Annotated in this window: 17 protein-coding genes; 16 read left to right on the top strand and 1 reads right to left on the bottom strand. The window is 45.4% G+C overall.

Annotated features, from left to right (window positions below; translation table 11 throughout):
* Positions 1 to 137 precede the first annotated feature (137 nt).
* The 11 genes from PPG34_RS06435 (at position 138) to PPG34_RS06385 (ending at position 14,836) form a co-directional block, all read left to right on the top strand.
* Positions 138 to 722: a serine O-acetyltransferase gene (locus PPG34_RS06435; protein ID WP_313832333.1), complete on the top strand. Its 585-nt coding sequence runs from the start codon at positions 138 to 140 to the stop codon at positions 720 to 722.
* Positions 719 to 1,891 carry a glycosyltransferase family 4 protein gene (locus PPG34_RS06430; protein ID WP_313832331.1) on the top strand — a complete coding sequence of 391 codons (1,173 nt, stop codon included), beginning with the start codon at positions 719 to 721 and terminating at the stop codon, positions 1,889 to 1,891. The genes PPG34_RS06435 and PPG34_RS06430 overlap by 4 nt, the downstream gene beginning before the upstream one ends.
* A gap of 126 nt (positions 1,892 to 2,017) precedes the next feature.
* Positions 2,018 to 4,654 (top strand): RIFT barrel domain-containing protein, encoded by a 2,637-nt coding sequence (locus PPG34_RS06425; RefSeq protein ID WP_313832330.1) that lies wholly within the window; start codon positions 2,018 to 2,020, stop codon positions 4,652 to 4,654.
* Positions 4,655 to 4,670: 16 nt separating this feature from the next.
* Positions 4,671 to 5,870 (top strand): GT4 family glycosyltransferase PelF, encoded by a 1,200-nt coding sequence (gene pelF / locus PPG34_RS06420; protein ID WP_313832329.1) that lies wholly within the window; start codon positions 4,671 to 4,673, stop codon positions 5,868 to 5,870.
* A 63-nt stretch (positions 5,871 to 5,933) separates the two neighbouring features.
* The gene (asnB, locus tag PPG34_RS06415; protein ID WP_313832328.1) at positions 5,934 to 7,838 is read left to right on the top strand and encodes an asparagine synthase (glutamine-hydrolyzing); all 1,905 of its coding nucleotides are present in this window, start codon (positions 5,934 to 5,936) and stop codon (positions 7,836 to 7,838) included.
* Positions 7,839 to 8,060: 222 nt separating this feature from the next.
* Positions 8,061 to 9,380, top strand: a complete 1,320-nt coding sequence (locus PPG34_RS06410; RefSeq protein ID WP_313832327.1) for an O-antigen ligase family protein — start codon at positions 8,061 to 8,063, stop codon at positions 9,378 to 9,380.
* A gap of 314 nt (positions 9,381 to 9,694) precedes the next feature.
* The gene (locus PPG34_RS06405; RefSeq protein ID WP_313832326.1) at positions 9,695 to 10,756 is read left to right on the top strand and encodes a glycosyltransferase family 2 protein; all 1,062 of its coding nucleotides are present in this window, start codon (positions 9,695 to 9,697) and stop codon (positions 10,754 to 10,756) included.
* Positions 10,746 to 11,852 (top strand): FemAB family XrtA/PEP-CTERM system-associated protein, encoded by a 1,107-nt coding sequence (locus PPG34_RS06400; protein ID WP_313832325.1) that lies wholly within the window; start codon positions 10,746 to 10,748, stop codon positions 11,850 to 11,852. Before PPG34_RS06405 ends, PPG34_RS06400 begins: the two co-directional genes overlap by 11 nt.
* A gap of 113 nt (positions 11,853 to 11,965) precedes the next feature.
* Positions 11,966 to 13,117: a glycosyltransferase gene (locus tag PPG34_RS06395; RefSeq protein ID WP_313832324.1), complete on the top strand. Its 1,152-nt coding sequence runs from the start codon at positions 11,966 to 11,968 to the stop codon at positions 13,115 to 13,117.
* 89 nt (positions 13,118 to 13,206) lie between these two features.
* Positions 13,207 to 13,920: an HAD family hydrolase gene (locus PPG34_RS06390; RefSeq protein ID WP_313832323.1), complete on the top strand. Its 714-nt coding sequence runs from the start codon at positions 13,207 to 13,209 to the stop codon at positions 13,918 to 13,920.
* A gap of 91 nt (positions 13,921 to 14,011) precedes the next feature.
* The gene (locus tag PPG34_RS06385; RefSeq protein ID WP_313832322.1) at positions 14,012 to 14,836 is read left to right on the top strand and encodes a glycosyltransferase family 2 protein; all 825 of its coding nucleotides are present in this window, start codon (positions 14,012 to 14,014) and stop codon (positions 14,834 to 14,836) included.
* Positions 14,837 to 14,952: 116 nt separating this feature from the next.
* Here PPG34_RS06385 and PPG34_RS06380 read toward each other — a convergent pair whose 3' ends face one another.
* Positions 14,953 to 16,425, bottom strand: coding sequence for an oligosaccharide flippase family protein (locus PPG34_RS06380; RefSeq protein WP_313832320.1), 1,473 nt, complete (start codon positions 16,423 to 16,425; stop codon positions 14,953 to 14,955).
* A gap of 289 nt (positions 16,426 to 16,714) precedes the next feature.
* Here PPG34_RS06380 and PPG34_RS06375 point away from each other — a divergent pair, with 289 nt between their 5' ends.
* The 5 genes from PPG34_RS06375 (at position 16,715) to PPG34_RS06355 (ending at position 24,264) form a co-directional block, all read left to right on the top strand.
* Positions 16,715 to 17,755 carry a UbiA prenyltransferase family protein gene (locus PPG34_RS06375; protein WP_313832319.1) on the top strand — a complete coding sequence of 347 codons (1,041 nt, stop codon included), beginning with the start codon at positions 16,715 to 16,717 and terminating at the stop codon, positions 17,753 to 17,755.
* A gap of 484 nt (positions 17,756 to 18,239) precedes the next feature.
* Positions 18,240 to 19,025: a glycosyltransferase family 4 protein gene (locus tag PPG34_RS06370; RefSeq protein ID WP_313832318.1), complete on the top strand. Its 786-nt coding sequence runs from the start codon at positions 18,240 to 18,242 to the stop codon at positions 19,023 to 19,025.
* A gap of 266 nt (positions 19,026 to 19,291) precedes the next feature.
* A complete protein-coding gene (locus PPG34_RS06365; protein ID WP_313832317.1) occupies positions 19,292 to 19,954 on the top strand; it encodes a class I SAM-dependent methyltransferase in 663 nt (220 codons plus the stop codon).
* A 998-nt stretch (positions 19,955 to 20,952) separates the two neighbouring features.
* Positions 20,953 to 22,206 carry a hypothetical protein gene (locus PPG34_RS06360; protein ID WP_313832315.1) on the top strand — a complete coding sequence of 418 codons (1,254 nt, stop codon included), beginning with the start codon at positions 20,953 to 20,955 and terminating at the stop codon, positions 22,204 to 22,206.
* Positions 22,207 to 22,824: 618 nt separating this feature from the next.
* Positions 22,825 to 24,264, top strand: a complete 1,440-nt coding sequence (locus PPG34_RS06355; protein ID WP_313832314.1) for a hypothetical protein — start codon at positions 22,825 to 22,827, stop codon at positions 24,262 to 24,264.
* The last annotated feature ends 151 nt before the right edge of the window (positions 24,265 to 24,415 follow it).

Here is a 24,415-nt window from a genome sequence, read left to right as displayed (position 1 = left end):
GGATCACAATTATCACCATGGAGGTGGCTTGTCTCACCTCTTTGCCCTCTAAGGGTTAAACTCTCCCGGACAATATTCTGCTTGGGTTCGAGATCCCCCTAATAAAAAATTATCGAAAATAAGGTTCTTTCACAACAATGGCCTTCTCCCACGACAGTGATTGCCAAAAAGAAAAAGCCTTAGGATTTTGGTCCACAGTCCAAGGTGATATATGCCGGCTTCGTGAGGAAGATGGGAGTCTTTGGACATTAACTCGAGGGCTACTTTCTCAAGGATTTATTGCCCTTTTCGGGTATCGAGTTTTTCGGTGGTTTTTCGAACAGGGTATCCCAACCCAGCCTTTTCGATTTGTTGTGGAGAGGCTCATTGAAATAACGACGGGTATTTCCATCCCTGCTCAGGCTTGCATCGGCAAAGGGATGCGGATCCATCATTTTGGGGGAATCATGATACATCCCGATGCGGTTATCGGTGAGGATTGCACAATGTATCAGGGAGTGACTATCGGTGATCGGTGGGGAAGAGGTGGCGTGCCTAGTATTGGTAATCGGGTATATATGGGGGCCGGAGCAAAACTCATTGGCCCTATTGAAATTGGAGATGATTGCCAAATTGGAGCTAATGCGGTCGTCCTGGCCTCTGTGCCACCGGGATGCGTAGCTGTGGGTGTGCCAGCTGTGGTGAAAATCAGGAAAACGATTACTCAATTGGATGCTGTATGAATACAAAACACTTTATCCCTACATTGGTGCTGACGCAAAACTTCTTGCCGGCCAAAGGCGGCACTATCACGTGGATGCTTAATACGTATGGACGATATCAGTCCGGTGAAGTTGTTGTTGTGACCGAGGAATGTGAGCAAGGCGCTAAGGTTGACAAAACTCTTTCATTTCCCGTTGAGCGAATTTCCATGAACTTTGCCGATTGGGATCCAACTAATGTTAGGGCGTTGCGTGGCTACGTCCATGCCGTCATCAACGTCTGCAAGATTTCTCGTCAGTATGGGATCAAGCAAATTCATGTGGCAAGGGTATTGCCGGAAGGCCTCGTTGCCTTATTCGTGCGGTGGGTCACTCGAGTTCCCTACCTCCTGTATGCGCATGGCGAAGAAATACAGACGCACCTCACATCCAAAAAATTTTCGTGGCTCATGCCAAAGATCTACAACGGAGCGGCAGCCGTAATTGCCAATTCAACAAACACCAAACACATATTGGAAAATATCGGGACGCATGCTCATAACATACATATTATTAACCCTGGGGTGAGCGGTGAGTTATTCAATAATTCCAACACTTCTGGAGAGGCGATTCGTGAGCGCCATAAGCTGCGCCAAGATCCCGTCTTGTTAACCGTCGGACGATTGAATTGCCGAAAAGGACAAGATATGGTCATTAAAGCGTTGCCAAAAATTCTGGATGAATTTCCAACGGTGAAATACCTTATTGTTGGGATTGGTGGTGATGGCGCGTATCTTCAAAATCTCGTGTATGAGTATGGGGTGGTTGATCATGTCGTCTTTGCTGGGGAAGTTCCTGATGATGAACTTTCCGGCTATTATGCTGCGGGCGATATCTTTGTCATGCCCAATCGTCAGATCGGAGAAGATATCGAGGGCTTTGGGATTGTGTTTCTTGAGGCGTCGGCTATGGGAAAGCCTGTCATCGGCGGGACAAGTGGTGGGACGGAGGATGCCATTGTAGAAGGCGTGACGGGTTTCCGAGTTGATGGGACTCAGATTGAAGCAATTTGTGATGCCGTGAGGACGTTGCTGTCAGATCCAACAAGGGCAAAAGCTTTGGGTGACAATGGTCGTCAACGTGTTCTAACGGAATTCACTTGGGAGCAGATTTTTCAAAAGACTCGATCGGTGGTGGATCGTTGTGGTTAATTTCCTCTCGAAACTTACAAGAACGATTTTCAGGGTCTTTCATCCTTCCGCTTTTTCATTCGTTTAACAAATCGAATATCCTAGAAACATGATTCTATTGATCAAGTGGCTCCATGAGGGTGAAGTATGAAAACTAGTGTTGCGCCATCGGGAAAACTGTCGTTGGTGAAGACTTCCGTGGAGAATGTCTGTCCCATTATACTCCGAGAGACATTGGGGGTGGATCGTATTCACGAACCGGTCACCATCGGCCTTCCTTTTCCCATAGGAATAGTGGTGGATTCGACGCAGCTCGTTCTTTTGGATCAGGAGGGTCACTCTTGTCTTTTTCAAATGCAGGTCCTTGCTCGGTGGCCGGATGGGAGTGTGAAATGGGCATTGTTTGATTTTTTTTCCACAGTAGGCCCACATCAGACCGTGGAGTATACCGTGGGGCGTAGTCATGAAAGTCACGGGGGGGCGCCATCGGAATTCTCGATGATCCATCGGGAAGGAGATGCCTTGACAGTGGATACCGGGAAGGTGTGCTTTGCTCTCAATCCCACAATGTTTCAGCCTTTTGAACAAGTGGTAATGAATGGCCTTTCTTTCCTTGATCAGGGGAAAAGTGCTTTTGTCCTCACGGATGACTCTGGCAAGGTGTGGGACCCAAGAATTTCCACGGTCGAAGTCGAAGCCTCCGGGCCGGTTCGCGTGACTTTACGGGTGGAAGGTTCGTTTTCAACGGACTTGACAGCAATGGCCGATTTTATTGCCAGGCTAAGCTTCTTCCGAGACAGTGGACTGGTGGCGCTGGCGTTTACCCTCCGAAACCCAAGGGCGGCGTGTCATCCTGGAGGTATGTGGGATTTGGGGGATGACGGGTCGATTTTTTTTCGAGATCTTTCTCTTCAATTAGCCCTTTCTTCGACGAATGGGAGCAGCGTGACATGCCAAGCCCGACCTTCCTTGTCTTCGCAACTTCATGAAGGCTCAAGAGTGCAAGTGTATCAGGATTCAAGTGGAGGAGAGAACTGGAAGAGCACGAATCATGTCAACCGTCTGGGACAGGTCATGAATACCTTTCCAGGGTATAGAGTGACGGTTGCTGATTCTGTGGTAGAGGAGGGGAGTCGTGCAACTCCTGTCATTCAATGGGAAAATGAACATCAGTGCGTGTCGGCAACGATTGACGGCTTTTGGCAAAACTTTCCGAAGGCTCTCGAGGGTAATCGTGACCAGATCACTCTTCGATTATTTCCGCATCAATATCACGACGTATTCGAACTTCAGGGTGGTGAGCAAAAAACTCATAAGCTGTATTTGTGTTTCGATCACGTTGCCCAAGAGAGGGAAAGTTTAGGTTGGATTCATGCCCCCTTGATGGTCAGAAATGATCCCGAGTGGTATGCGAAATCAAAAGCTGTCAATTATCTTCTCCCTCGAAACCACGATAAGAATGATGCGTATTTGCGGCTGATTGACTGCATCATTATTGGAGAGCACACCTTCTTTGATCGGCGGGAAATTATCGACGAATATGGTTGGAGAAATTTTGGCGAAGTGTATGCGGATCATGAAGCCGTTGGCCACCGGGGACCATTTCCACGCATCTCTCACTACAACAATCAATATGATGTGATCAATGGCCTGTTAGTTGAGTTCTTACGGACCGGGGAACATCGTTGGTATGAGTTAGCCCAGGATCTCGCTCGCCATGTAATTGACATCGATATTTACCATACGAAAGAAGATCGTCCAGCGTATAACGGAGGAATGTTTTGGCATACCGATCATTACTTTGATGCTTCGACGGGGACCCATCGTGCATTTTCTCGCGCGAACAAAGATCCTGATGGAGTACAGGACTATGGTGGGGGACCTTCGAATGAGCATAACTATACGAGCGGACTGCTCCTGTATTATTTTTTGACCGGGGACTCTCTGGCGTCTGATACGGTTGAAGGTTTGGCGGATTGGGTTATTGAGATGGACCAGCGACGCTCGGGTGTTCTTGGGTTCATTGACCGGAGACCTCGCGGCTTGGCAAGTGCCTCCACTCATCGTGATTACCATGGACCTGGTCGGGGAGGAGGCAACTCGATTAATGCCTTAATTGATGGCTATCGATTGACTCAAAACATCAAGTATCTTAGCAAAGCCGAAGAACTGATTCGCCGATGCATTCATCCACATGATCGTATTGAAGAGCGGAATCTGACTGACATTGAATATCGATGGTCCTACCTGGTGTTTTTACAGGTTCTGGGAACCTATCTTGATTTTAAAATCGAATGTGATGCGCTTGATGAAATGTACGGATATGCGAAAGCCAGCCTTCTGCACTATGCCGAGTGGATGGTGAAGCATGAGGTTCCGTATAAGCAAGTGCTAGATCGAGTTCAGATTCCGACAGAAACGTGGTCCGCCCAGGATATTCGAAAAAGTAACGTGTACAAATTTGCAGCCAAGCATGCGGATAACACAAAACGGTCGATGTTTCTTCAAAAATCAGAATTTTTCTTTTCGGCCTCAGTGTCTGACCTTCTTTCGTTTAAGACATGTCGGTTAACTCGTCCTCTAGTGTTGTTGTTGGTAAACGGGTATCTGCATGCCTATTTTCAAGCGAACCCTGATGAATCCGCACCAGTTTCATCGAAAACCGTGACCTATGGACGTCCGAGGTCCTTTGCTCCCCAATTGCATGAGCTCTATACACTCAGAGAGTGGGCCATCTCGGTTGTGGGGGACGTGAAACGATTGATGCCTTTTGGAAAGGTGTAATGGAGGTAGGAAAACAATGGCTGACATTCGTCTCTTAGAGTTGCGGAGTACCTACAAGTGGGGAGGAGGGCCAGACAAAACCATATTGCTGTCGGCTCAACAGCATGATCCTGCTAGAGTGACGGTAGTGGTGGCATATCTTCGGGATGTCAACGATCACGAGTTTCAAATTACTGATATGGCGAGAAAGCGAGGATTAACGTATTACGAAATTTTGGAGAACGGGAAATTCGATCTCAAAGTTCTTTTGAAGCTTCGCGATATTATTGTGGAACATGACATTAACCTTATTCATGCTCATGACTACAAGACTGATTTTTTTGGCTACTTGCTCAAATGGTGGCTTAGGAAAAGAGGCCTGACATTCCTTTCGACTCAACATGCCTGGGTCATGACCGATGCGATGGGTTCTCTGTATCAAAGGCTTGATCAATTTATTCTGTCGCGATTTGATCATACCATTGCCGTATCCGAATCCACCAAACAGGAAATGGTCGCGGTCGGAATTCCAGAATCAAAAATCAGTGTTATTCATAATGGGATAGAGCCTCACGTGTGGTCTTCAGACCAAGTGACTTTTGACTTTAGGAGAGAATTGGGCATTTCTGCGGATGCCCCACTGATTGGATATGTCGGGAGGATCATGCCAGAGAAAGATTTGGAAACATGGTTGCAGGCGGCTTCCTTGGTGGCCAAGCAGTACCCTCAGGCTCGTTTTGTCCTAGTGGGTGAGGGTAGAGATGGGACCTTTCTTACGAAGCTGCAAGAGTTAGCCGAGTCGGTAGGAATCTCCGAAAATGTCTTGTTCCCGGGGTATCGGCGAGACTTAATTTCTGTCTATGGCGCTTTTGACATTTTCGTTTTGAGTTCGCTGCGTGAAGGTCTGCCGAATAGTATCTTGGAGGCTATGGCCTTAGGCGTTCCCGTAGTGACGACTGATGTCGCTGGCGCAAAAGAGTTGGTGGTGGATGGTGAGGCGGGATTTGTCGTCCCTCAACAATCTCCTGTTCAACTTGCTAACCGAGTGCTAGAGCTCTTGGACAATCCTGAGACTCTGCGTCGGATGCAACAGGCAAGTCGGCATCGTATTGAAACAGAGTTTTCGTTTGCCAAGCGTCTCGACAGAATTGAAAAGCTTTACGCGAAGATTTTAGGCGTTAAGCTTCCAGAGAAGACTTCTCCGATCCCAGCGGTTGCGCTGTGTGGGCGTAACTGAGCCTCTGAATTACCTTTCTACGATTGTCGCTCTGACATTCTCCAAGCCAAAAGAGGATTTCCTGTGTGTGGAATTTGTGGAACAGTCTATTTCGATGAACATCGTCAGGTGAGGGAGAAGGACCTCATTAGGATGTCCGATACCTTGTTCCATCGTGGTCCTGATGGGAGTGGGGTTTGGATCGATAACAACGTCGGGTTGGCGCATCGACGCCTGGCGATCATCGATTTGCGCGAGCATGCCAATCAACCTATGAGTAATGAGGATGGATCAGTTTGGGTCACGTTTAATGGGGAGATCTACAATTTTCAAGAACTGCGGCAGGTGCTTCAGCAAAAGGGCCATCGCTTTCGAACGACCAGTGACACGGAAGTCATTGTCCATGCGTATGAGGAATATGGTCGAGCTTGCGTTGAGCACTTTCGAGGCATGTTTGCGTTTGCCATTTGGGATCGCCGCCAACGAAAATTGTTTCTGGCGAGAGACCGAGTCGGGAAAAAGCCTTTGTATTATCATGTCGGTCCTGATCGGTTTGTGTTCGGATCTGAAATTAAGGCCCTGTTGGCTGATCCTGATATTCCTCGAGAGCCTGACCCCGTGGCAATCGACCATTTTCTAGGCTTGCAATATATTCCTGCGCCCCTCACGGCCTTTCGGGGCATATACAAGCTGCCGGCTGCTCATTGGCTTGAACTACATCGCGGGCGTCTTGAGATGGGGCAATATTGGAAGCTTCGATATGTTCCTAAGCGGATGATATCCATTCCAGATGCCTTGGAAGAGCTGCAAAGTCAGATGGCCGAAGCTGTTAGGTTGCGAATGATCAGTGATGTCCCCTTAGGCGCATTTCTGAGTGGCGGGGTGGATTCTACGGCTGTGGTGATTGCCATGGCCAAAGAAGCTACGTCAGCTGTCAAAACGTTTTGTGCGGGTTTTGATGATGGTGCATTTGATGAGCGAGAATTCGCGAAAATCGTCGCACAACGCTATGGCTTGGAACACACAGAACTGCTGGTGAAAGCACCAGTCCATGATATTCTTCCTCGCCTGGTTTGGCATTATGATGAACCGTTTGGGGATTCATCGGCAGTTCCCAGCTTTGCCATTGCTCAACTGACCCGCGAGCATGTGACGGTGGTGTTGAATGGGGATGGCGGAGATGAAAATTTCGCGGGATATGACCGGTATGTGACGGATCGGTTCGTGCGAAACCTCGATGTGCTTCCGCTGAGCATTCGACGTATCGCGGACAAGGCGGTTCATGCATTACCCGATTCCTGGCAGCGAGCTCAACCTTTCAGGAAACTCGCGCGATGGGTGCATGTGTTGGCACAGCGGCCTGGGCGTCGTTATGCCCGATGGGGAGCCCATTTTCAGGCCGAAGATCGAACGTGGCTATACACGTCGGATTTTCAGGGTACCGTGACTCACAGTGATCCGGAGGGATTATTTGAACGAGTCTTTGAAGAGTCGGACACTAAGGATTGTACGGATGAAGCCTTAGCTGCCGACGTGAATTTGTATCTGACCGATGATCTTTTGGTCAAAATGGATCGAGCCACGATGGCACATTCTTTGGAGACACGCTCCCCATTGTTAGATCATGTCTTGATGGAGTTTGTGGCGACGTTGCCTTCCCATATGAAATTGTCTGGGGGCACAAAAAAGTTTCTTCTCAAAGAAAGCATTCGAGGCCAAGTCCCAGACCTTTTACTCGATCGTCCCAAAATGGGGTTTTGTGCCCCTTTGGAAGGCTGGTTTCGTACTGAATTGCGCGAGATGGTTCACGATGTTCTTTTGTCATCACGGGCGAAACAACGTGGATACTTCCAGCAGGATAGGGTTGAAGGCTTATTGCACAAACATTGTGCGGAAGGGGATGACCATGGGGCGCAACTCTGGGACTTGTTGGTTCTGGAATTATGGCACCAAACTTTCATTGATGGCCTCCCAAACCACTTGTCGTAATTTCAACGCGATAGCGCTCGTGACCCGGTATTGACTTATGTTAGGGCCAGGATTGTCCGAGTATTGAGTGAGGAAACCTTAAGAGTAACCTGGCACAAGAATCGGAATCGGTTCTAAACCTTCAATATTATTGAGGGTAAGGTTGTATAGGATGTTCTCCATGGTTGCAGGTCTCTATTTTTCTGGGGAACCCCACCAAAGGACGGAGAGGAACTCATTCTCATGTTGGGATTAATTTTTACTTATTGTGCAACGGCGTTCGGAGTCGTGGGTTCTCTTTTCAATCCGTTCATTGGAGTTCTAACGTATGTGTGTTTTGCCATCATTCAGCCAGATTTAATGTGGTTTTGGTCTGTGCCGCAATACCATTATAGTCGAATTATTGCTGTGGCGATGCTTGTGGGGTGGGCCATCCATGGATTTGGAAAATGGAATTTTTCCAAATCCACCGGAGTGATATTGGCTTTAAGCAGTTTTTTTGTCTGGGCCTTATTGTCCACCATGAATTCAGCTAATCATGATATTGCTTGGTACTATGTCACTCGAATTGCGAAAATTTTTATTCCCGTTCTCATTGGTCTTACGCTCATAGACTCTGTGTCGAAGTTAAAACAATTGGCTTGGGTTATTATGCTTAGTCAAAGTTTTGTGGCTTACGAAATGAATTTGAGCTATTTCCAGGGGTTCAACCGAATCTACGAACAAGATTTTGCAAACATGGATAACAATAGTCAGGCCATTGCTATGGTGTGTGGAGTCGGATTGGCATTTTTTCTTGGCAGTGGCGTGACCAAATGGTGGCAGCGTTTCATCGCCTGGGGTGGTGCTGTCTTGATGGGACATAGTGTCATGCTCGCTTTTTCTCGCGGGGGAATGTTGGCCCTTATCGTCAGCATGGCGATTGGGTTTCTCTTGTTGCCTCCAAAGAAACCTATACACCTTTTTGCTTTTGTCATGATTGTACTTCTTGGGTTTCGATTGGCAGGACCTCAGGTTCAGGATCGTTTCATGACAATTTTTGTGGATCCACAAGAGCGAGATGGAGCAGCCCAAAGTCGCTTGGATCTTTGGGTTGATAACATCGATGTGATGACAAAGAATCCCTTGCTTGGCATAGGGCCAGATCATTGGCCGTTGATTGCTCATCAATACGGATGGGAGCCAGGAAAAGAAGGGCATAGTTTATGGTTGCAGACAGGGGCTGAATTAGGGCTTCCAGGCTTGGGTTTCTTGGCACTGTTTTATGGGCTGACCATTATTCGTCTCTGGCCCCTTGCGAGGCACAGAAGTGAGCATGTAGTAGATCCATGGGTACGGGATGTAGGGCGAATGGTGATATCATCCAGTGTTGGTTTTATTGTGTCAGCGCAATTTGTGAGTGTGGAGGGATTGGAAATCCCGTATTACGTGATATTGCTTGGTGCTGGGGCCCTCAAACTGGCGTACAGTGCCGATATGGCGCCGGCTTTGGAGCGGCAGGCTAGGTTGAGCCCCGCGACAGCTGGCTTCCAGTCAGTTTCTGCGATGCAAAATGTCCATTAGGTGTGCACTACGTAGGCGAAATGTTTGTTAGATGAGAAACCCATAAAGGCTTCTTTCTCGCATCCTGGAGAAACCCTCGATATCGATTTCGCCTTTTCCGTATCATTGAAAAACACCAAAATTTCTCACATCTTCATTCGAAATTTCGCCAAAACGCTATTTCTCCAGAATGAGAAGCTCTGCCAATGTCTCAGTGTCTTTGGCGGGATAAGCATTTCGCAATTGCTCTATTCTTCACATGGAAAAGAAGTGATGGCCTTTTTGTCTAGTGCCGAATAGGCAGGAATATTGAGTAAAAGCATAGATACGCAATAATGTCTAATCTTGAAGCAACATGTGTCCAAGAAGAATTGTTCCGCGGTAGTGGACAACCAACGATTTCTTTCATTATCCCCGTCTGGAATGATGAAAAAAATATTGCTCGATGCCTTCGTTCCATTCGCAATCTCGACTTCTCTCAGCATCAGTACGAAGTCATAATCCTGGATAATGGTTCCACAGATAATACCCATAGGATTATGGAAGACATGGGATTTGCATTCAAGATCATTGAGAAGGTTCATGTGAGCGCCTTGCGCAATCGTGGCGCGGCCATAGCTCAAGGCGAATATTTAGCCTTTGTTGATTCTGATGTGGAGTTGTCACCCTCTTGGCTAGGGCCAAGTCTGGCCGCCCTTTCTGATCCTCGTGTTGTGGGAGCGGGATGCTTTCCTCATGTGCCCTTAGATTCCACATGGGTTCAACGAGCATGGGAGATTCATCAAAAAGGTCGTGAGATGAAAAACGTTTTGGCCCCAGTCAGGTGGCTACCTTCCATGAATCTCGTCGTTCGACGGGAAGCCTTCCTGGCAGTGGGTGGGTTTAACGAGCGACTTGTGACGGCAGAAGACGTGGACTTGTGCTATCGGCTAGGGGCCAAGGGAGCAATTTTGGGCAATCCGGCTATGGAAGCCATACATTGGGGAGAAGCCCCCGATCTATCTACATTTTGGAAGAAAGAAGTTTGGCGAGGGAAAGGAAGTTTCAGTGGACTTCGTTCCCATGGATTCCGTTGGGATGAGCTCCCAAGCTTAGGGTATCCGCTGTATATTCTTGGTCTCTGCGTGGCACTGGCCGTGGGGAGTATTTGGGACTTGGTCCAGGGCCAGATGTTGGTCGGTCCAATTTGCTTGGCATTGTTAGTTTTTCCCGCAGGTCTGCTCGCAATGAGAACGACTTGGTGCTCAAACAACGGGGGCAAGGTTCTCCCATTGTTTGTCCTGTATTTGGTGTATGGATTGGCACGAGCCAATTCAGCCGTTCAAACGTTGTTGGAAGGGCTTCCATCGTCACGTTCTCCCCAAACCGCGGTCAAAGGGGATATGGATGCAGATTGAAAGTCTCATGGGAGTTCAGGAGGAACACGGGGTGGCCATGGCGGTAGGGCACGCTACTCAAAGCTTTGAGGCTTGTGTGTTAAGTGATGGCCTTCTGCCGGCTTGGGACCACTATGTTGCTGAGCATCCAGATGCTAGTGTGTACCATTTCTCGAGCTGGCGTCATATTGTGCATAGGGCCTTTGGGAAACCCTGGTATTTGGTGGGCGTTGAGCATCAAGGAAAAGTCTTGGGAGGAATCCCGCTTATTCATATGAAAAGTCCATTGTTTGGTAATTTTCTCGTTTCCATGCCTTATGCGAATTATGGTGGCCTGCTGATCGAGGACGAATCTCTTGCCCAGCCGATTATGAATGCGGCTATAAAACTCGGTCAAGCACTCAACGTGAAACATATTGAAATGCGGCACCTTAGAAACTATTTTCCAGAATTGCCTGCTCGCACGGACAAAGTGTCGATGTGGCTCTCTCTTCCACAAACTTCCGAGGACCTTTTCAACAGTTTTAAGCCGAAACTGCGTTCACAGGTTCGGAAAGGGGAAAAGAACGGATTGACGGTTCAAGATGGTGGAGGGGAGTTGCTCGATGCTTTTTACTCTGTGTTTGCCCACAATATGCGAGCTCTGGGAACTCCAGTCTATGGAAAAGAAATCTTTGGTTTGGTCCTTGAGGCATTCCCCAAAGTGGCGCGTATCATCCTAGTCCGTGATCCTCAAGCGAAACCGATTGCTGCTGGATTTTTGCTGGGGTTTCGAGATCGCCTCGAAATACCTTGGGCATCTTCTTTGCGGGAGTACAATCATCTGCAATCCAATATGTTCCTGTATTGGAATTGTTTGCGATATGCCTGCGATCAGGGTTACCGAGTCTTTGATTTTGGGCGGTCCACTATTGGAGCATCAACTTTCAAATTTAAAGAGCAATGGGGCTCCAAACCCGTACCACATTATTGGCATTATTATTTGGATGGCCACAATGAATTGCCACAACTCAACCCTGATAATCCGAAATTTCGTCTGGCTATATCCATGTGGCAACACTTACCTCTTACCTTGACCCGCTGGGTAGGGCCATCAATTGCTCGGCATCTACCTTAAATCCATGACCGGAACAATTCTCACTACTTGCGGTCCTTGTGGGGGGAGAGTTGTTGATTGGGCCGCTTTGCCTCACTAGATAGATCGTTACTTTGAGATATAACTGAGAGAAGATGATGAGTGTGAAGATATTGCATGTCGTTCCATCCTTTGGAATGGGGGGGATGGAAAAGGTGCTTTGCTCAGTCATGAATTCACTCCCTGATCATATCGACCAGGAAATCTTGTCCTTGACAGAAGATCGAGGCGCGGAGAAATGGATTCGTAGAAAGCATATCAGATTCGTGAACTTCACGAAGCCTCAAGAAAATTTTCCATTTTTTCGCTCACTGTTTCAAGCACTTCGGCAATCTCATCCGACAGTGCTCATGACTTATAATTGGGGTGCGACTGACGCTATCTGGTTAGGTCGCTTGGCGGGCATCCCTCATATCATTCATAGTGAACATGGGTTTAACGTTGATGAGGCGACCTCCACCCTCTGGAAGCGGAATGTCATTCGATTTGTAGTTTACCGATTGGCTTCAAGGCTCGTCGTGGTCTCCACTGATCTTCAAAAGATGATGGAGGATCAATTGGGATTGGCGTCTGCACGAGTGCTCTTTATCCCTAATGGGATCAATACGGAGTATTTCTCAGGGGATAGGTTTGAGCGCGAACAGATGAGGCAGATGTTAGGTTTATCCACCCAGGATATTGTTGTCGGATTTGTGGGAAGGCTGGATCCCGTGAAAAACCTTTCGTTGCTTCTCAAAGTTTTTGAGAACAGTCTTGAACAGGAACAGAATTTTAAACTATTGTTTATTGGTGATGGTCCCGATCGGGGTCTTATCGAACAGGCATGTACTCGTCCAATGTTCCGAGGTCGAATTCTCTGCGTAGGACAGCAAGAAAATGTTGTGGCCTATCTCCGAGCCATGGATGTCTTTATCCTCACGTCTTTGCGCGAACAAATGCCCATGAGCATGTTGGAGGCTATGTCTGTCGGTCTCCCTATAGTGGCTACGGCGGTGGGAGAGATTCCCGCTATTCTTCAAGGGCAGGAAGCTGGGTTCGTCAGTGAGATTGACCACGCGTCGAAACAATTAGCCGAAGCATTGTTACAGCTTAGAGATCCACAGGTACGATCGCAGATGGGCCAGGCAGGAAGGAGTCTTGTGGTTCAACGATTTCGTCAGCAGGCGATGATTCAGGAGTACCATGAAACTCTTCGTACGTTGGGAGTGTTTCATGATCCACTTATTTGTTCGACGGAATGTGCTTAAAACCAAGATTTTTGCAGATGGACGGGATGAAATTCGAGTTCTCTAGGATTTGAGCCCTGGAATGCCCAGGCAGGCGAAGGTTACCCTTCATGGATATTTCAAAAGTACGAGCCATTCTCTTTGATTTGGACGGTACCCTCTATTACCAGCCACCACTTCGTATGTTAATGGGCTTTGAGCTGAGCACTTTGCCATTGACCATGGGGTCCTTGGCCAAAACTCGTTCTGTCCTGGAAGTCATTAAACAGTTTCGGACTATTCGGGAAGAACTTCGCCATCTTGGAAATCCGTCGGAGTGTCTAAAGGAGATACAATACCAACAAGCATCCAAGGTGGTTGGAGTAAAGGCCGAGGAAGTGAAGCGTATCGTTGAGGAATGGATGTATCATCGCCCCTTAAAATATCTCAAATGGTGTCGACGAATGGGCGCCATCTCATTTTTTACAGAAGCCCAACGTAGGGGAATAAAAATTGGCGTGTTTTCTGATTATCCAGCACAAGAGAAACTTGAAGCCCTAGAGCTCGAATCATTTGTGCAGCTGGTGTTATGTGCCACAGATAAAGAAATTAATGCCTTTAAGCCACACCCACGGGGTTTTCTTCGAGCATGTGAATGTTGGGGGCTGCCACCCCAAGAGGTGTTGTATGTTGGAGATCGTCCAGAGGTTGATGGGAAAGGTGCATTGGCCGCAGGTATGCCATGCATGATGGTTGGTGGAACCTTTCAGCGGCCGTCCCAAGGCTCCGTTTCTGAAGAAAATATTTCCTCATTTCGTGGGCTGCAACAATTACTGTCTAGTTAATTAGTGTGTCTTCAATCTGAAAAATTAGGAAACCCGAACAGCCTAGGAATTAATGAATTCGTGTCCGTGTCTTTTTGGGAAATTTTTATCTATGAAACTGTCAACCGTTATTTTGTCATTTAATTCTCAAAGATACCTAGAGCATTGCATCCGTCAACTTGTCACTGCACTGGACCAGTGTGAAGGGCCACATGAAATTTTTGTCTGCGATAATGGCTCTTCAGATGGTAGCGCCGACATTCTGAGGAAACTGGAAGCCGAATTTCCCGAGGTAGTGAAAGGGATTTATTTTGAGACCAACACGGGAACCACGGTTTCCCGAAATGCTGCGTTGTCCAGAGCAGGAGGGAAGTACATATTGATTATTGATTCGGATACGTATGTCAATGTTGAAGCGATTCAATTTTTAATGAAGCGGTTGGATCAAGAACCTTATTGTGGCATGGCTGTGCCGGCTCTTACGTATCCTGACGGGCGCTTTCAAATAAGTGTAGATTCTTTCCCAACCTTAATACATAAAGCAAAACGATTCTTTATGTTGAAGAGGATGGAAAACCAAATGGACCAACGGCCAGGACTTGGCGAAAGTCGTGTGGTGGATTATGCCATTTCGGCCTTTTGGATGTTTCGTCGCGATGTTCTGGAGAAGGTGGGATTATTGGATGAACGCATTTTTTATTCTCCTGAAGATGTAGATTTCTCTATCAGGATTTGGAAGGCAGGGTACTATATTAAGTACTTCCCAGAGGTATCAGTGATTCATGATGCCCAAGAAATTTCACGGGCCAGAGGTATAAAAATTAATTTGTTTACTCTTAGCCACTTAAAGGGCTTGCTCTATCTGTTCTTGAAGCATCGATATATCTTTGGATTGCAGGGCTTATACCATCGTATTGGCCGTGCCGTTGGGTCCTAGGGAAAATGAGGTTGGTAAGAATTTTAGAATTTTGTCATCATTTTTTTAGTGGATTTAATGGGGGAATCTGTATGATGTAGGAGAGTGGCCAAGAATCAATGATCTAAAAATCCCCCCTAACGAATTTTGGCCGATAAAGTCTTGATATTTGAAAAGATGAGGCCTTTAATTTGTCGCCCTTCTTCCGTTTTTTGATAAAAAGCGTAATACGATATTAATAAAAACATGCCGTAAGCGACAAAATAAAGTAATGTCAGGGAACACAACGATATTAAGGGATTTTCAATGCTCGGGAGTGATAACAGTTTTAACACCATTTCGGCCAGATATGCGCACCCAAGCAAAGGAAGTAAGAGAGAAAAGGTGTAAATGTAGGATAGATTAACCATCCTTTCTGTGTAAATAAAGAATAATGAGGTAAAGCCTAGACCGAGTAGACCTCGACGTAGAGCAAACTCTTCCAGGGTATCCCCAGGAAAAACCACAAGTAATCCAGTGATGCCGACTACCGAAATTAAATCATAGTAAAACAGTGGTTTGACCTTTCCCAGAGCAATAAAGCAATCGCTTAGAGGCTGTTCGAAAACAAAGGCAAACAATAATATGGAAAAATACATCATGAGGGTATAAGTATTTTGCCATTGACTACCCAATAACACATCGACAATCGGGCCGGGATGGTTCCACATAAAAAAACAAATTGGACTGATGGTGACGACAATCATGAGGAGAGTTAGGCGTACTTTATATGCAAGTGCGGCAAGATTATGTTTTGATTGAGAAAATGCTGCAAGTAATGGCTGAACGGCTGGCAAAATAATATCCGTACTCGGCAAGACGGCTACGCCTCTTACTAAGTGGTATCTTCCAAGATCGCCCGCGTTAAAGAATTTCGAAACTAGTATCGTATCGATTTGCGATCTGAAAAACCCAAGTAGCCCCTTAAACAATATCCATTGCGAAAAGCTCCATTGCTCTTGAAACCGGCTGAGGTTGAGTCTGGGCCTAAAGGGATGAAGTAAATATGAGCCGATCAACATGGATATGGCTGCCGCCAGATCGCCCCAAATAATCGCCCAGAATGATGGGGTGACAAAAACAATAATCATCACCACACAAAACGACACTACTTTTTCAATCAGAGTGAGCAAAAATAATTTTTTATATTCCAGGGCTCTTCGATAAAGGATGATGCCAGGGTTAGCTCCTGCCTTAAATATCAAGACAAATGACACCACAAAAAAGGCGTCAATCAATGTGGGATTGTCATAGAAGTCAGCGATGTAGGGTGTTGCACCGATTAAAAGTAACCACAATGCCGACTTAAGCAAAAGATCAATAGTCCATGCCGTGTTGAGATCCATATCCGAAACGTCTTGTTTTTGTGTGAGATAGAGAATGCTTCCCGTATTGGATAAAATTTCAAATAACGCAATGGTGAGTGCAACAATCGCGACAATTCCAAAATCATTTGGTGTTAGCAACCGAGCGAGGACAAGTGTGCTGACGAGCCCGAGCCCACGTTGAATCATTCTAGCACTCAATAGTAATAAGGAACTCGTGAGGACCTTTTGACTAAGCGTGGTCAATGCCTTGCTTCCTTGTCTAGTCAACTAATGATGAGTAAAAAAGATAATCTTCCGATTCATGAAGTCATGAAGGGTTTTGCCCATCGTGAACCAATCCTTCACTTCTCTTAAGCGATACTCTTTCATTTGTAAAGTGTTGCTTCCTGCGATTAAAAAACGAGAAAGTCTCGCTTGATCTTCTCAATTATCACCAAGAAAACTTGAGATTTAATTATTTCCTATTAATCCAATCTTTGGACTAATGGTCTCAACCTACATGGGTTTTGTTTTGAACAAAGGAGAATAGATCATGAATTCTGCGCCAACCAGCCATGCAGAAATGCCCATTCCAGTAAAACCTCAGGGTGAAAATGGAACACGTGAAAAAAGTGGGAAGCTACCGCCTTCACGACCTACATTTTGGGGCCATGTTCAGATTGCCCGTATCGACCATTGGTTTAAAAATGTGTTTGTGTTTCCCGGCATAGTGGTGGCTCTTGGGTTGGACCCCTCTTTACTTTCTACTCCTGGACTCCCGATTCAACTGTTCTTTGGTTTGCTAGCTGTATGCTTGGTCGCATCAAGTAACTATGTAGTTAATGAGGTCCTTGATGCTCCAAATGACCGGCTACATCCTACAAAATGCAATCGACCGGTCCCATCTGGCAAGGTTAGCATCCCACTGGCTTATGTCCAGTGGATTTTCTTAATGGTCGTAGGCTTGGGAATTGCGTTACAGGTATCTTTTCCCTTTGCAATGACGATGTTAGTGTTATGGATAATGGGGTGCATCTACAATATTCCCCCTGTGCGAAGCAAGGACCTTCCCTATTTAGATGTCCTTTCTGAAGCGGTAAATAACCCTCTCAGGATGATGGCTGGTTGGTATATCGCCGGAGCTCATATTTTACCCCCCGCGTCTTTGCTCATTAGCTATTGGATGATTGGATGTTATTTTATGGCCATGAAACGATTTTCAGAATATCGCCACATTGACGATCCAGTTCGGGCCGCCGCCTATCGAAAGTCATTCTCCTTTTATACCGAACCTCGTCTTTTAGTATCGGTAATGTTTTATGGGTCAGCGGCGATGTTATTTTTTGGGAGCTTTTTGATTCGCTATCGATTTGAACTCATTCTGGCCTTTCCCATCCTAGCCTTTGTTATGGCAACCTACTTGAGTTTAGCTTTTAAAGAAAATAGCGCTGTTCAAAATCCAGAGGGTTTATATCGAGAGCCTGCATTGATGACTGCTGTGATTACCTGTACGTTGACAATGGCAATTTTAATGTTCATTGATATTCCTTTTTTGTATGAGACCTTTCACCCTTCACTCCCTTTAACCAAGTAAATACTTAATTTCCCTAGAATATGTTTTGTGGCTTGGGAAAGCCGGCGAGTCAGAGGTGCATCTGTTCATTGGTAGTTTCCACTGCTGAAGCGGTTATTTCATTTTGCCGAATAGGACTGTGATATTCTTTGAGCATTAGCTATTGCTTGTGGTTCTTGTGAGGTCGTCGGAAATGATTAAAGTTGGCATTACGGAAATGCATGGCATTGCCCATGAGTATTCCATGTTCCCTGCCGAAGGTGTGGAATATTCTCCCGTCCATCCACAACCAAAATTTACTGATCGAATTTTTAGAAGCGCCGCGAAGGGGGTTCTCAGTTATTTCGATTCCAAGGAGCATGATATTCTTGAGGCTCCACTTTTCCCTATTCTCACCAATCAACCTTGGATTTATACCCCGGGTAATTTTGCCTCCGCGGTGGGGTTTAATTTGCTGGGATGTCCTACTCCAAGATCAATTCGGCTTGCAATAATCAATCGTCTGATGTTGCAAGAAAACTTCAAAAAACTTCTATTCAAAAGTCAGGTTGGGAAAGAGACTCTGAAATCCTACGGTGGGATAACAGATCCTGAAATTTGGAATAAGACAGACGTGGTATATCCAGCTGTACGTGAAGTTGAAAAATCAAAAATTCGGTTTCAAGATCACCAGATTAACATCCTTTTTGTCGGAGAGTTTCTTCGCAAGGGGGGTGCCAACACGGTAGATGCCTTTCTAAAATTAGCAAAAGAATATAGTCATATATATTTGAGAGTTTGCTCGTTCGAAAAATTCCAAACTCGCAATCAGGCTTTGCAGAACGAGTATCTCGAAAAAATCCACAATAGCGATCGTATTACATTCGGATTTGTAGAACGAGAAACATTGATGAACGAAGTAATGCCTAATACAGATATTTATTTGTGCCCGACATACCAAGAAACGTGGGGATACTCAATTGAGGAGGCCATGGCATATGGCATCCCGGTCGTGGCAACCAATCATTTTGCTATTCCTGAGATGATTGAACATGGAGAAAATGGATTTCTTATAGAAACTGAACAATTTGATTTCATTCGGGATGCGAAAAGCTATGTGATCGACGAGATCCCTCGGGAATTCATGGAATACATGACAGATCAGGTTTATATGTACACTAAACAATTGATTGAAAGCATTTCTCTTCGAAAAAAGTTTGGCCTGCATTCGTTAGAGTTGGTACGGACGAAGTTCTCAATGGCGGCAAGGAATGCAAAGATGAAAGAAATTTATCAAAAAATCTTGTGTTAGTCAGACGGGAAATCTGATGACTCCTAAATGCCTTTTTTCCTTAATAAAATAGGCGGTCCAAGGGTTGCCAGTATGGAACCTGCCCTGAAAAAAAAATGGCTTTCCGATTCAAGGCTTTTGTTAGGTTCCGGCATTGCTTAAATGGAGTGGCGTTATAGAAAAAATATTGAAGTATTACAATATTTAGTGAAAATCTTGGACATGTGGTCGTGTTCCGCTGTCTAGACTCTTTGACTCTGGCTAATCATAGAAAATGGAGGGAAAATATGAATCCAACCCTTAAGGAAATCATTAAAAAAACGTTCCCGACGGGCTCACGTAATCTTCGAGCCTACAATTATCTGATAAGAGATAAGAATTCTTATCTTCATACTTCAGGGTGGATGGATAGCCTCCATGATTGGGCCCCACAAGATGTTGTAGGTGACCCGGTTCCTTGGATGAATTATCCTATTATCAAGTTCTTAAAAGATCGACTGAAAACGGATATACACCTCTTTGAATATGGGAGTGGGTTCTCGACTTCTTTCTATGCCAAGTTGGTTCATTCTGTAACGTCTGTTGAATACGATGAGGCCTGGTTTAAGGTTGTTGAAGGTCAGCTGCCAAATAACGCCAAACTCATTTATCGAAAACAAGATATTGATGGGGAGTATTGCCGGGCTATTTCCTTGTCCAATCAAAAATATGATGTGATCATTGTGGATGGTTTTGATCGAGTGAATTGTGTAAAGCAATCTGTGCCCTATTTGTCAGAACGAGGAGTGATTTTGCTTGACGATTCACAACGAGAAGAATATGAAGAAGCGTATGCTTTTCTTAAGCAAAAGGGACTCCGATTTATTGAATTCGAAGGTTTAAAGGCAACAGGGAATTTGTTGGACCGTTCTACAATATTTTATCGGGATCGCAATTGTTTTGATATTTAGTTTTCTGGTGAGGGTATCTATTGCCTATCTGGCTGGATGGTTGTCACGGGAAGAACGCAGGCAATCATCCCTTTGACCATTGATTGCAGCCTTAGCGTGTTTCAAGCTGGTAACAATTGGTGTTTTGAAAAGTTTGAGTGCTTTGCTGAAAATTATGAGCAGCATTCTTATTTTGTGTGCTCTCTTTAGTTAGTCCTTAATGTTGGGGTTCATTCACGCTATTCGGACACCCAGAGTTTGGAGCGCCACGGGCTAATCCTTCCAAATAAGTCTTGCAGGATTGAGAGGGTAACCCCCAATTCTGGCTAAAGTACCCAACAATCTTCAATACCTTTTAGGCCTACCTGAAGAATCATATCCTCCTCGTGAAACCCTTTATGTGTTCGCCGACTGAAAAGGACTAAAAAAGGACTAAAATTGGGCTATCGTAGGATACTAAAGAGGTCTTTAACTGTAAACGAAGAGGGTTCACACTTGGGCAATTTGTTCCAGCCGACCCCAAATAATGACCGCTGAAGTAGAAAAAGGCCTGCCATCCCAAGGATCTTGCTTTAAAATTCTGTAGTTTGGCGGAGTTCAGAGAGGGTAAAGCTCTATTGATTCAGGTTGGTTTTGAGAGGGGCATTGCCCTCTTCGCTTTTCCCAAAAATTTGCCGAAGATATTATGTAACTAGTCGAATGCTGAATGTGTGAAGGAATTTCAGGAAGGGTCTTTAGGCCGTTGAGGTCTATTCAGTTTTGACAGAAGTTAATTGAGAGTCAAAAAACTAAGGATAATAGGGCGTCCTTTGAGTCTGTATACCTCACCCAATGTTATGTTCGCGGTTTGTTGATTGCCAGAACCAAAACCCAATGCAAAGGTAGTCAAAAGTCAGAATGGTTTGTTTGGATACATCACTCTCGAGTCATGGGTTAGGCAGTGAGATGGAATTTTAGTTGTGCGGAGCAGACGTATTGTGTTTTGGGAAAGGGAAGATGAAAATTTTGGAGGTTCCATAATGATGACACCCAAATATAACTTTGGTAGGGCTTTGAGAATCCTGGGGTTTCTTGCTTTGGCTCTATGGGGGGGGCATTTAAATATTAATAAAGTATATGCTGCTGTGCCGGAATCTGCTGTTTTGTTGAACCAAGGACACCTTAAATTTGAAGGGTCCTTCCGAATGCCACCTGGTCCGATTGGAGGATCAAATTTTGGCTATGCTATGACTGTGGCAACATATAACCCTGGAAATGATTCGCTTTTTCTTGTTGGGCATGATCACCATCAAATGGTCGCAGAAGTAAGCATTCCGAATCCTGTGATCACAACGGAAGAAAGTAACCTTCCTATTGCTTCTGTCCTACAGCCTTTTGTCGATCCATCTGAAGGGAAAATGTATACTGTGGATGATGGAAAAATTAATGTTGGTGGACTACTAGTATTAAACAATAAGCTCTATGGCACAGCCTATGACTACTATGATGCAGATAGGAGTCAAGTGTTTTCTCATTTTTCCTCCTCTTTAAATATGTCTGAGCAAGGTGACGCTCAAGGAATGTATAAGTTAGATGTGGAAATGGCAGGAACCGTTTCAGGATATATGGGGCATATTCCCCTCGAATGGCAAATGGCTTTTGGTGGTCCTGCCCTCACGGGGAATTGCTGCATTTCAATCATTAGTCGTAGTTCTTATGGCCCTGCGGCATTTGTTTTTAATCCTGCTGATCTCGGGCAACAAGATCCTGTCCCTGCTACACCGCTTGTGTATTATCCCGCTACACATCCTCTTGATGAGTGGGGAGAAGAAAGTACAATTTTTAATGGAACATCCGAAGTTAAAGGAGTGGTATTTCCCCGCAACAGCCGGACGGTATTATTTTTCGGTCAGCAAGGGGTTGGCCCTTTTTGTTATGGAACTCCTACGGAATGCAATGATCCGATAGGGGATTATAAAGGGAATCATGCGTATCCTTATGTGACGCAAATTTGGGCCTATGATGCACTAGACTTACTTAAAGCAAAGAATGGTGAAGTGGAACCTTGGGATGTTACTCCTTACGAGATTTGGCGGCTGCTACTTCCTTTTGCCCCCACAACATATAAATCAAAGATTGGGGGTGCTTATGATCCTGCGACACAACGTGTTTTTGTGACAGAACATCGAGAGGGGAGTCCCCTCATGGTCCATGTATTTACTTTGACTCATGATGGCGGAGGATTATCTGATACTACTCCACCCGTTGCTGTTCAGGGTTTAACTGTGAATTAATATTTTCTGTGGTATTTTGTTCGATCCTTCCTCTACAAAGGTATTTATCCTGAATGCTTGTATTTCCCTCTCTAGCGAGAGCGGGAACTTCCACTTTAAAAATGGTGAAATGTTCTGAGTCCCGCCTCTTTTACCTTTCTTTAATTCTCCCTCCCTACCCAAAGTCCTTCCTCTTCACTATCCTAATTGATCCCTATTGACATGCAGCTTGTAGGTTGCGGAGTTTTGGTGCGCCCTTGATGTGAATCAAAACTCACCACTTTCATTTTTCGATCTGGGGAACCACCGTTTCTCTTGTGGCTTTCCATGACATACCTCCCAGTGGGTTTTTTTACCGTCCTTTTTTAGATTTCCCACATTAATTTCCTTAAACAACTCGACCTGAAGACTTCTTGGTTGGTAAGGGCCTCCCACTTCTACCAATGATAATCCTGAAAGGTAGATAGGGAGTTGGTGGCATCAAACCATTGCTGGGATGAACAATGTCAGTGAAGTTGGGATTATCGGCAACCGATAGAAAGGAAAAGCATTGTTGCCTTTGAGCGATGACTTTTCAGAATTAGCGAAAAGTATATGGTTTTGAGGTAGATAAAAACTTGTGCTAAAGAGGCCTTACCTATGATGCACAGCGCGTTGGAAGAAAAGACGCATTCAAAGTCAATGTTGGAAAAGGCAATTAGTGTCGGGAGACGAGTCCGTTCATTTCAGACAGAGATTCTGGCCTCTGTGGTTGCTGCTTTAGGTTTGTTCATTGGATTTTTCTACCGGTTGTCTTGGCGGTTTGAAGAGTCCTTTTTATATTTTGGGATTATTTCATCCTTATTTCTGCTGCTTCTCATTGCATCAGTGTTCGTATGCCTCCGATATGACCATGTAAGGCAGAAAGAAAAAGAGCAGATTGACCATCATGAAGATTCTCTTCGGTCCGAATGGGTCTTTGGGGTCATGGCTGTTGTTTTGTTAATGGATTTCTATATTTTTTCGGATTGGCTAGCTCCGGTGCCGTGGACAATACTTGCTATACTTGTTCTTGGTGGGGGCTGTACCGTTGGCCTGAAGAAATCCTGGGATAGCGCTTGGAGATTTCTTGGCCTAGTAGGTGCCTTATATTTTACAACGATCGTTGTGGTAGAGCCGATTAATATTGAAAAGGCTGATATGCTTCCCCTTGTACGCATGGGCATTGAATCCTTTTTGGACGGGGCCACCCCCTATGCGCAAAGAAGTGAAAGCATTGGCACGTTTATCTTAGAGTTTCATTATCTTCCAGGGCTTTGGCTTAGTTATCTCCCCACTGTGGCGCTTGACCTAGATATGCGATTGTATAATTTGTTGGCTCTTGGTGGGTTGGTGGGCCTCCTCTTTTTAGGATTCCACAGAACGTATGATCATCGTGTGCTTGGACTCACATTGTTACCCGTTATTTTTTCTCCTGTAGTGGTGCCCCTTGTGGCCCATGGACACATTTGGCCGTTTTGGCTTGCCACCGCAGCTTTTGGCGTTGTGTTCTTGAAGGGGCGTCTCATAGGTGCCGCAATTCTTCTTGGTTTATTATTGGCGACTCGCCAAATGGCCCTTTTTATTGCCGCACCAGTGGCGGTGTATCTTCTCTTAAGGATAAAATTCTCCGAAAGTCTTCGCTTCGGCACAATTGCTGTAGTTATTTTCTTAGGGATTATTGGACCATTCTGGGCGTTTTCTCCTGACTTTCTGACCGAAACGTACCTTGGTTTTGAGTCAAAAGGCCTTGCCCATATTAAGGAGATGGGAAATCCCCTGAATCAAATTTCCTTTGCGGGGCTGTTGTATCATCTCGGACTCTATGAAATTTCCAGACCAATCCAAATAATGATATTGCTTGCTTTCTTTGGGTTTATCATTCGGGATCGTTCAATGGACACTGGTCGTTTCCTTCGGCTTTGCGGTGTGGTGTACTTGCTCCTCATTGGTTTTAATCCCTTTGTTTACCCCTACCATTATGTCTCTGGATTGCTATTGCTCGCCATTGGTTTTGCCGACCCCAAACCTTTGGTAAAAGCACAAGGCTTTTCCGTCTGATCGTGTGAAATGACCTCGTCGTCCAACCAGCGACTTAAAAATAGCTTTGTATCCTGTTTTGGTTGGATGGGTTTTTGTCAAATTTAGGGGGAAGACTTGAAGGAGAAAAAAATCATCCTAGTCAACATTAAAATTATCGAAAAGTTTGGAG

This window comes from Candidatus Nitronereus thalassa (assembly GCF_032191465.1).
Taxonomy (GTDB): Bacteria; Nitrospirota; Nitrospiria; order Nitrospirales; family UBA8639; genus Nitronereus; species Nitronereus thalassa.
This window is presented reverse-complemented; position numbering and strand designations above follow the sequence as displayed.

Coding starts and splice junctions, on each gene's coding strand:
- PPG34_RS06360 (WP_313832315.1), top strand. CDS start 20,953: ATGATGACACCCAAATATAACTTTGGTAGGGCTTTGAGAATCCTGGGG.
- PPG34_RS06385 (WP_313832322.1), top strand. CDS start 14,012: ATGAAACTGTCAACCGTTATTTTGTCATTTAATTCTCAAAGATACCTA.
- PPG34_RS06410 (WP_313832327.1), top strand. CDS start 8,061: ATGTTGGGATTAATTTTTACTTATTGTGCAACGGCGTTCGGAGTCGTG.
- PPG34_RS06430 (WP_313832331.1), top strand. CDS start 719: ATGAATACAAAACACTTTATCCCTACATTGGTGCTGACGCAAAACTTC.
- PPG34_RS06395 (WP_313832324.1), top strand. CDS start 11,966: ATGATGAGTGTGAAGATATTGCATGTCGTTCCATCCTTTGGAATGGGG.
- PPG34_RS06425 (WP_313832330.1), top strand. CDS start 2,018: ATGAAAACTAGTGTTGCGCCATCGGGAAAACTGTCGTTGGTGAAGACT.
- PPG34_RS06400 (WP_313832325.1), top strand. CDS start 10,746: ATGCAGATTGAAAGTCTCATGGGAGTTCAGGAGGAACACGGGGTGGCC.
- PPG34_RS06370 (WP_313832318.1), top strand. CDS start 18,240: ATGTTGCAAGAAAACTTCAAAAAACTTCTATTCAAAAGTCAGGTTGGG.
- PPG34_RS06365 (WP_313832317.1), top strand. CDS start 19,292: ATGAATCCAACCCTTAAGGAAATCATTAAAAAAACGTTCCCGACGGGC.
- PPG34_RS06435 (WP_313832333.1), top strand. CDS start 138: ATGGCCTTCTCCCACGACAGTGATTGCCAAAAAGAAAAAGCCTTAGGA.
- PPG34_RS06390 (WP_313832323.1), top strand. CDS start 13,207: ATGGATATTTCAAAAGTACGAGCCATTCTCTTTGATTTGGACGGTACC.
- PPG34_RS06375 (WP_313832319.1), top strand. CDS start 16,715: ATGAATTCTGCGCCAACCAGCCATGCAGAAATGCCCATTCCAGTAAAA.
- PPG34_RS06355 (WP_313832314.1), top strand. CDS start 22,825: ATGATGCACAGCGCGTTGGAAGAAAAGACGCATTCAAAGTCAATGTTG.
- PPG34_RS06405 (WP_313832326.1), top strand. CDS start 9,695: ATGTCTAATCTTGAAGCAACATGTGTCCAAGAAGAATTGTTCCGCGGT.
- pelF (WP_313832329.1), top strand. CDS start 4,671: ATGGCTGACATTCGTCTCTTAGAGTTGCGGAGTACCTACAAGTGGGGA.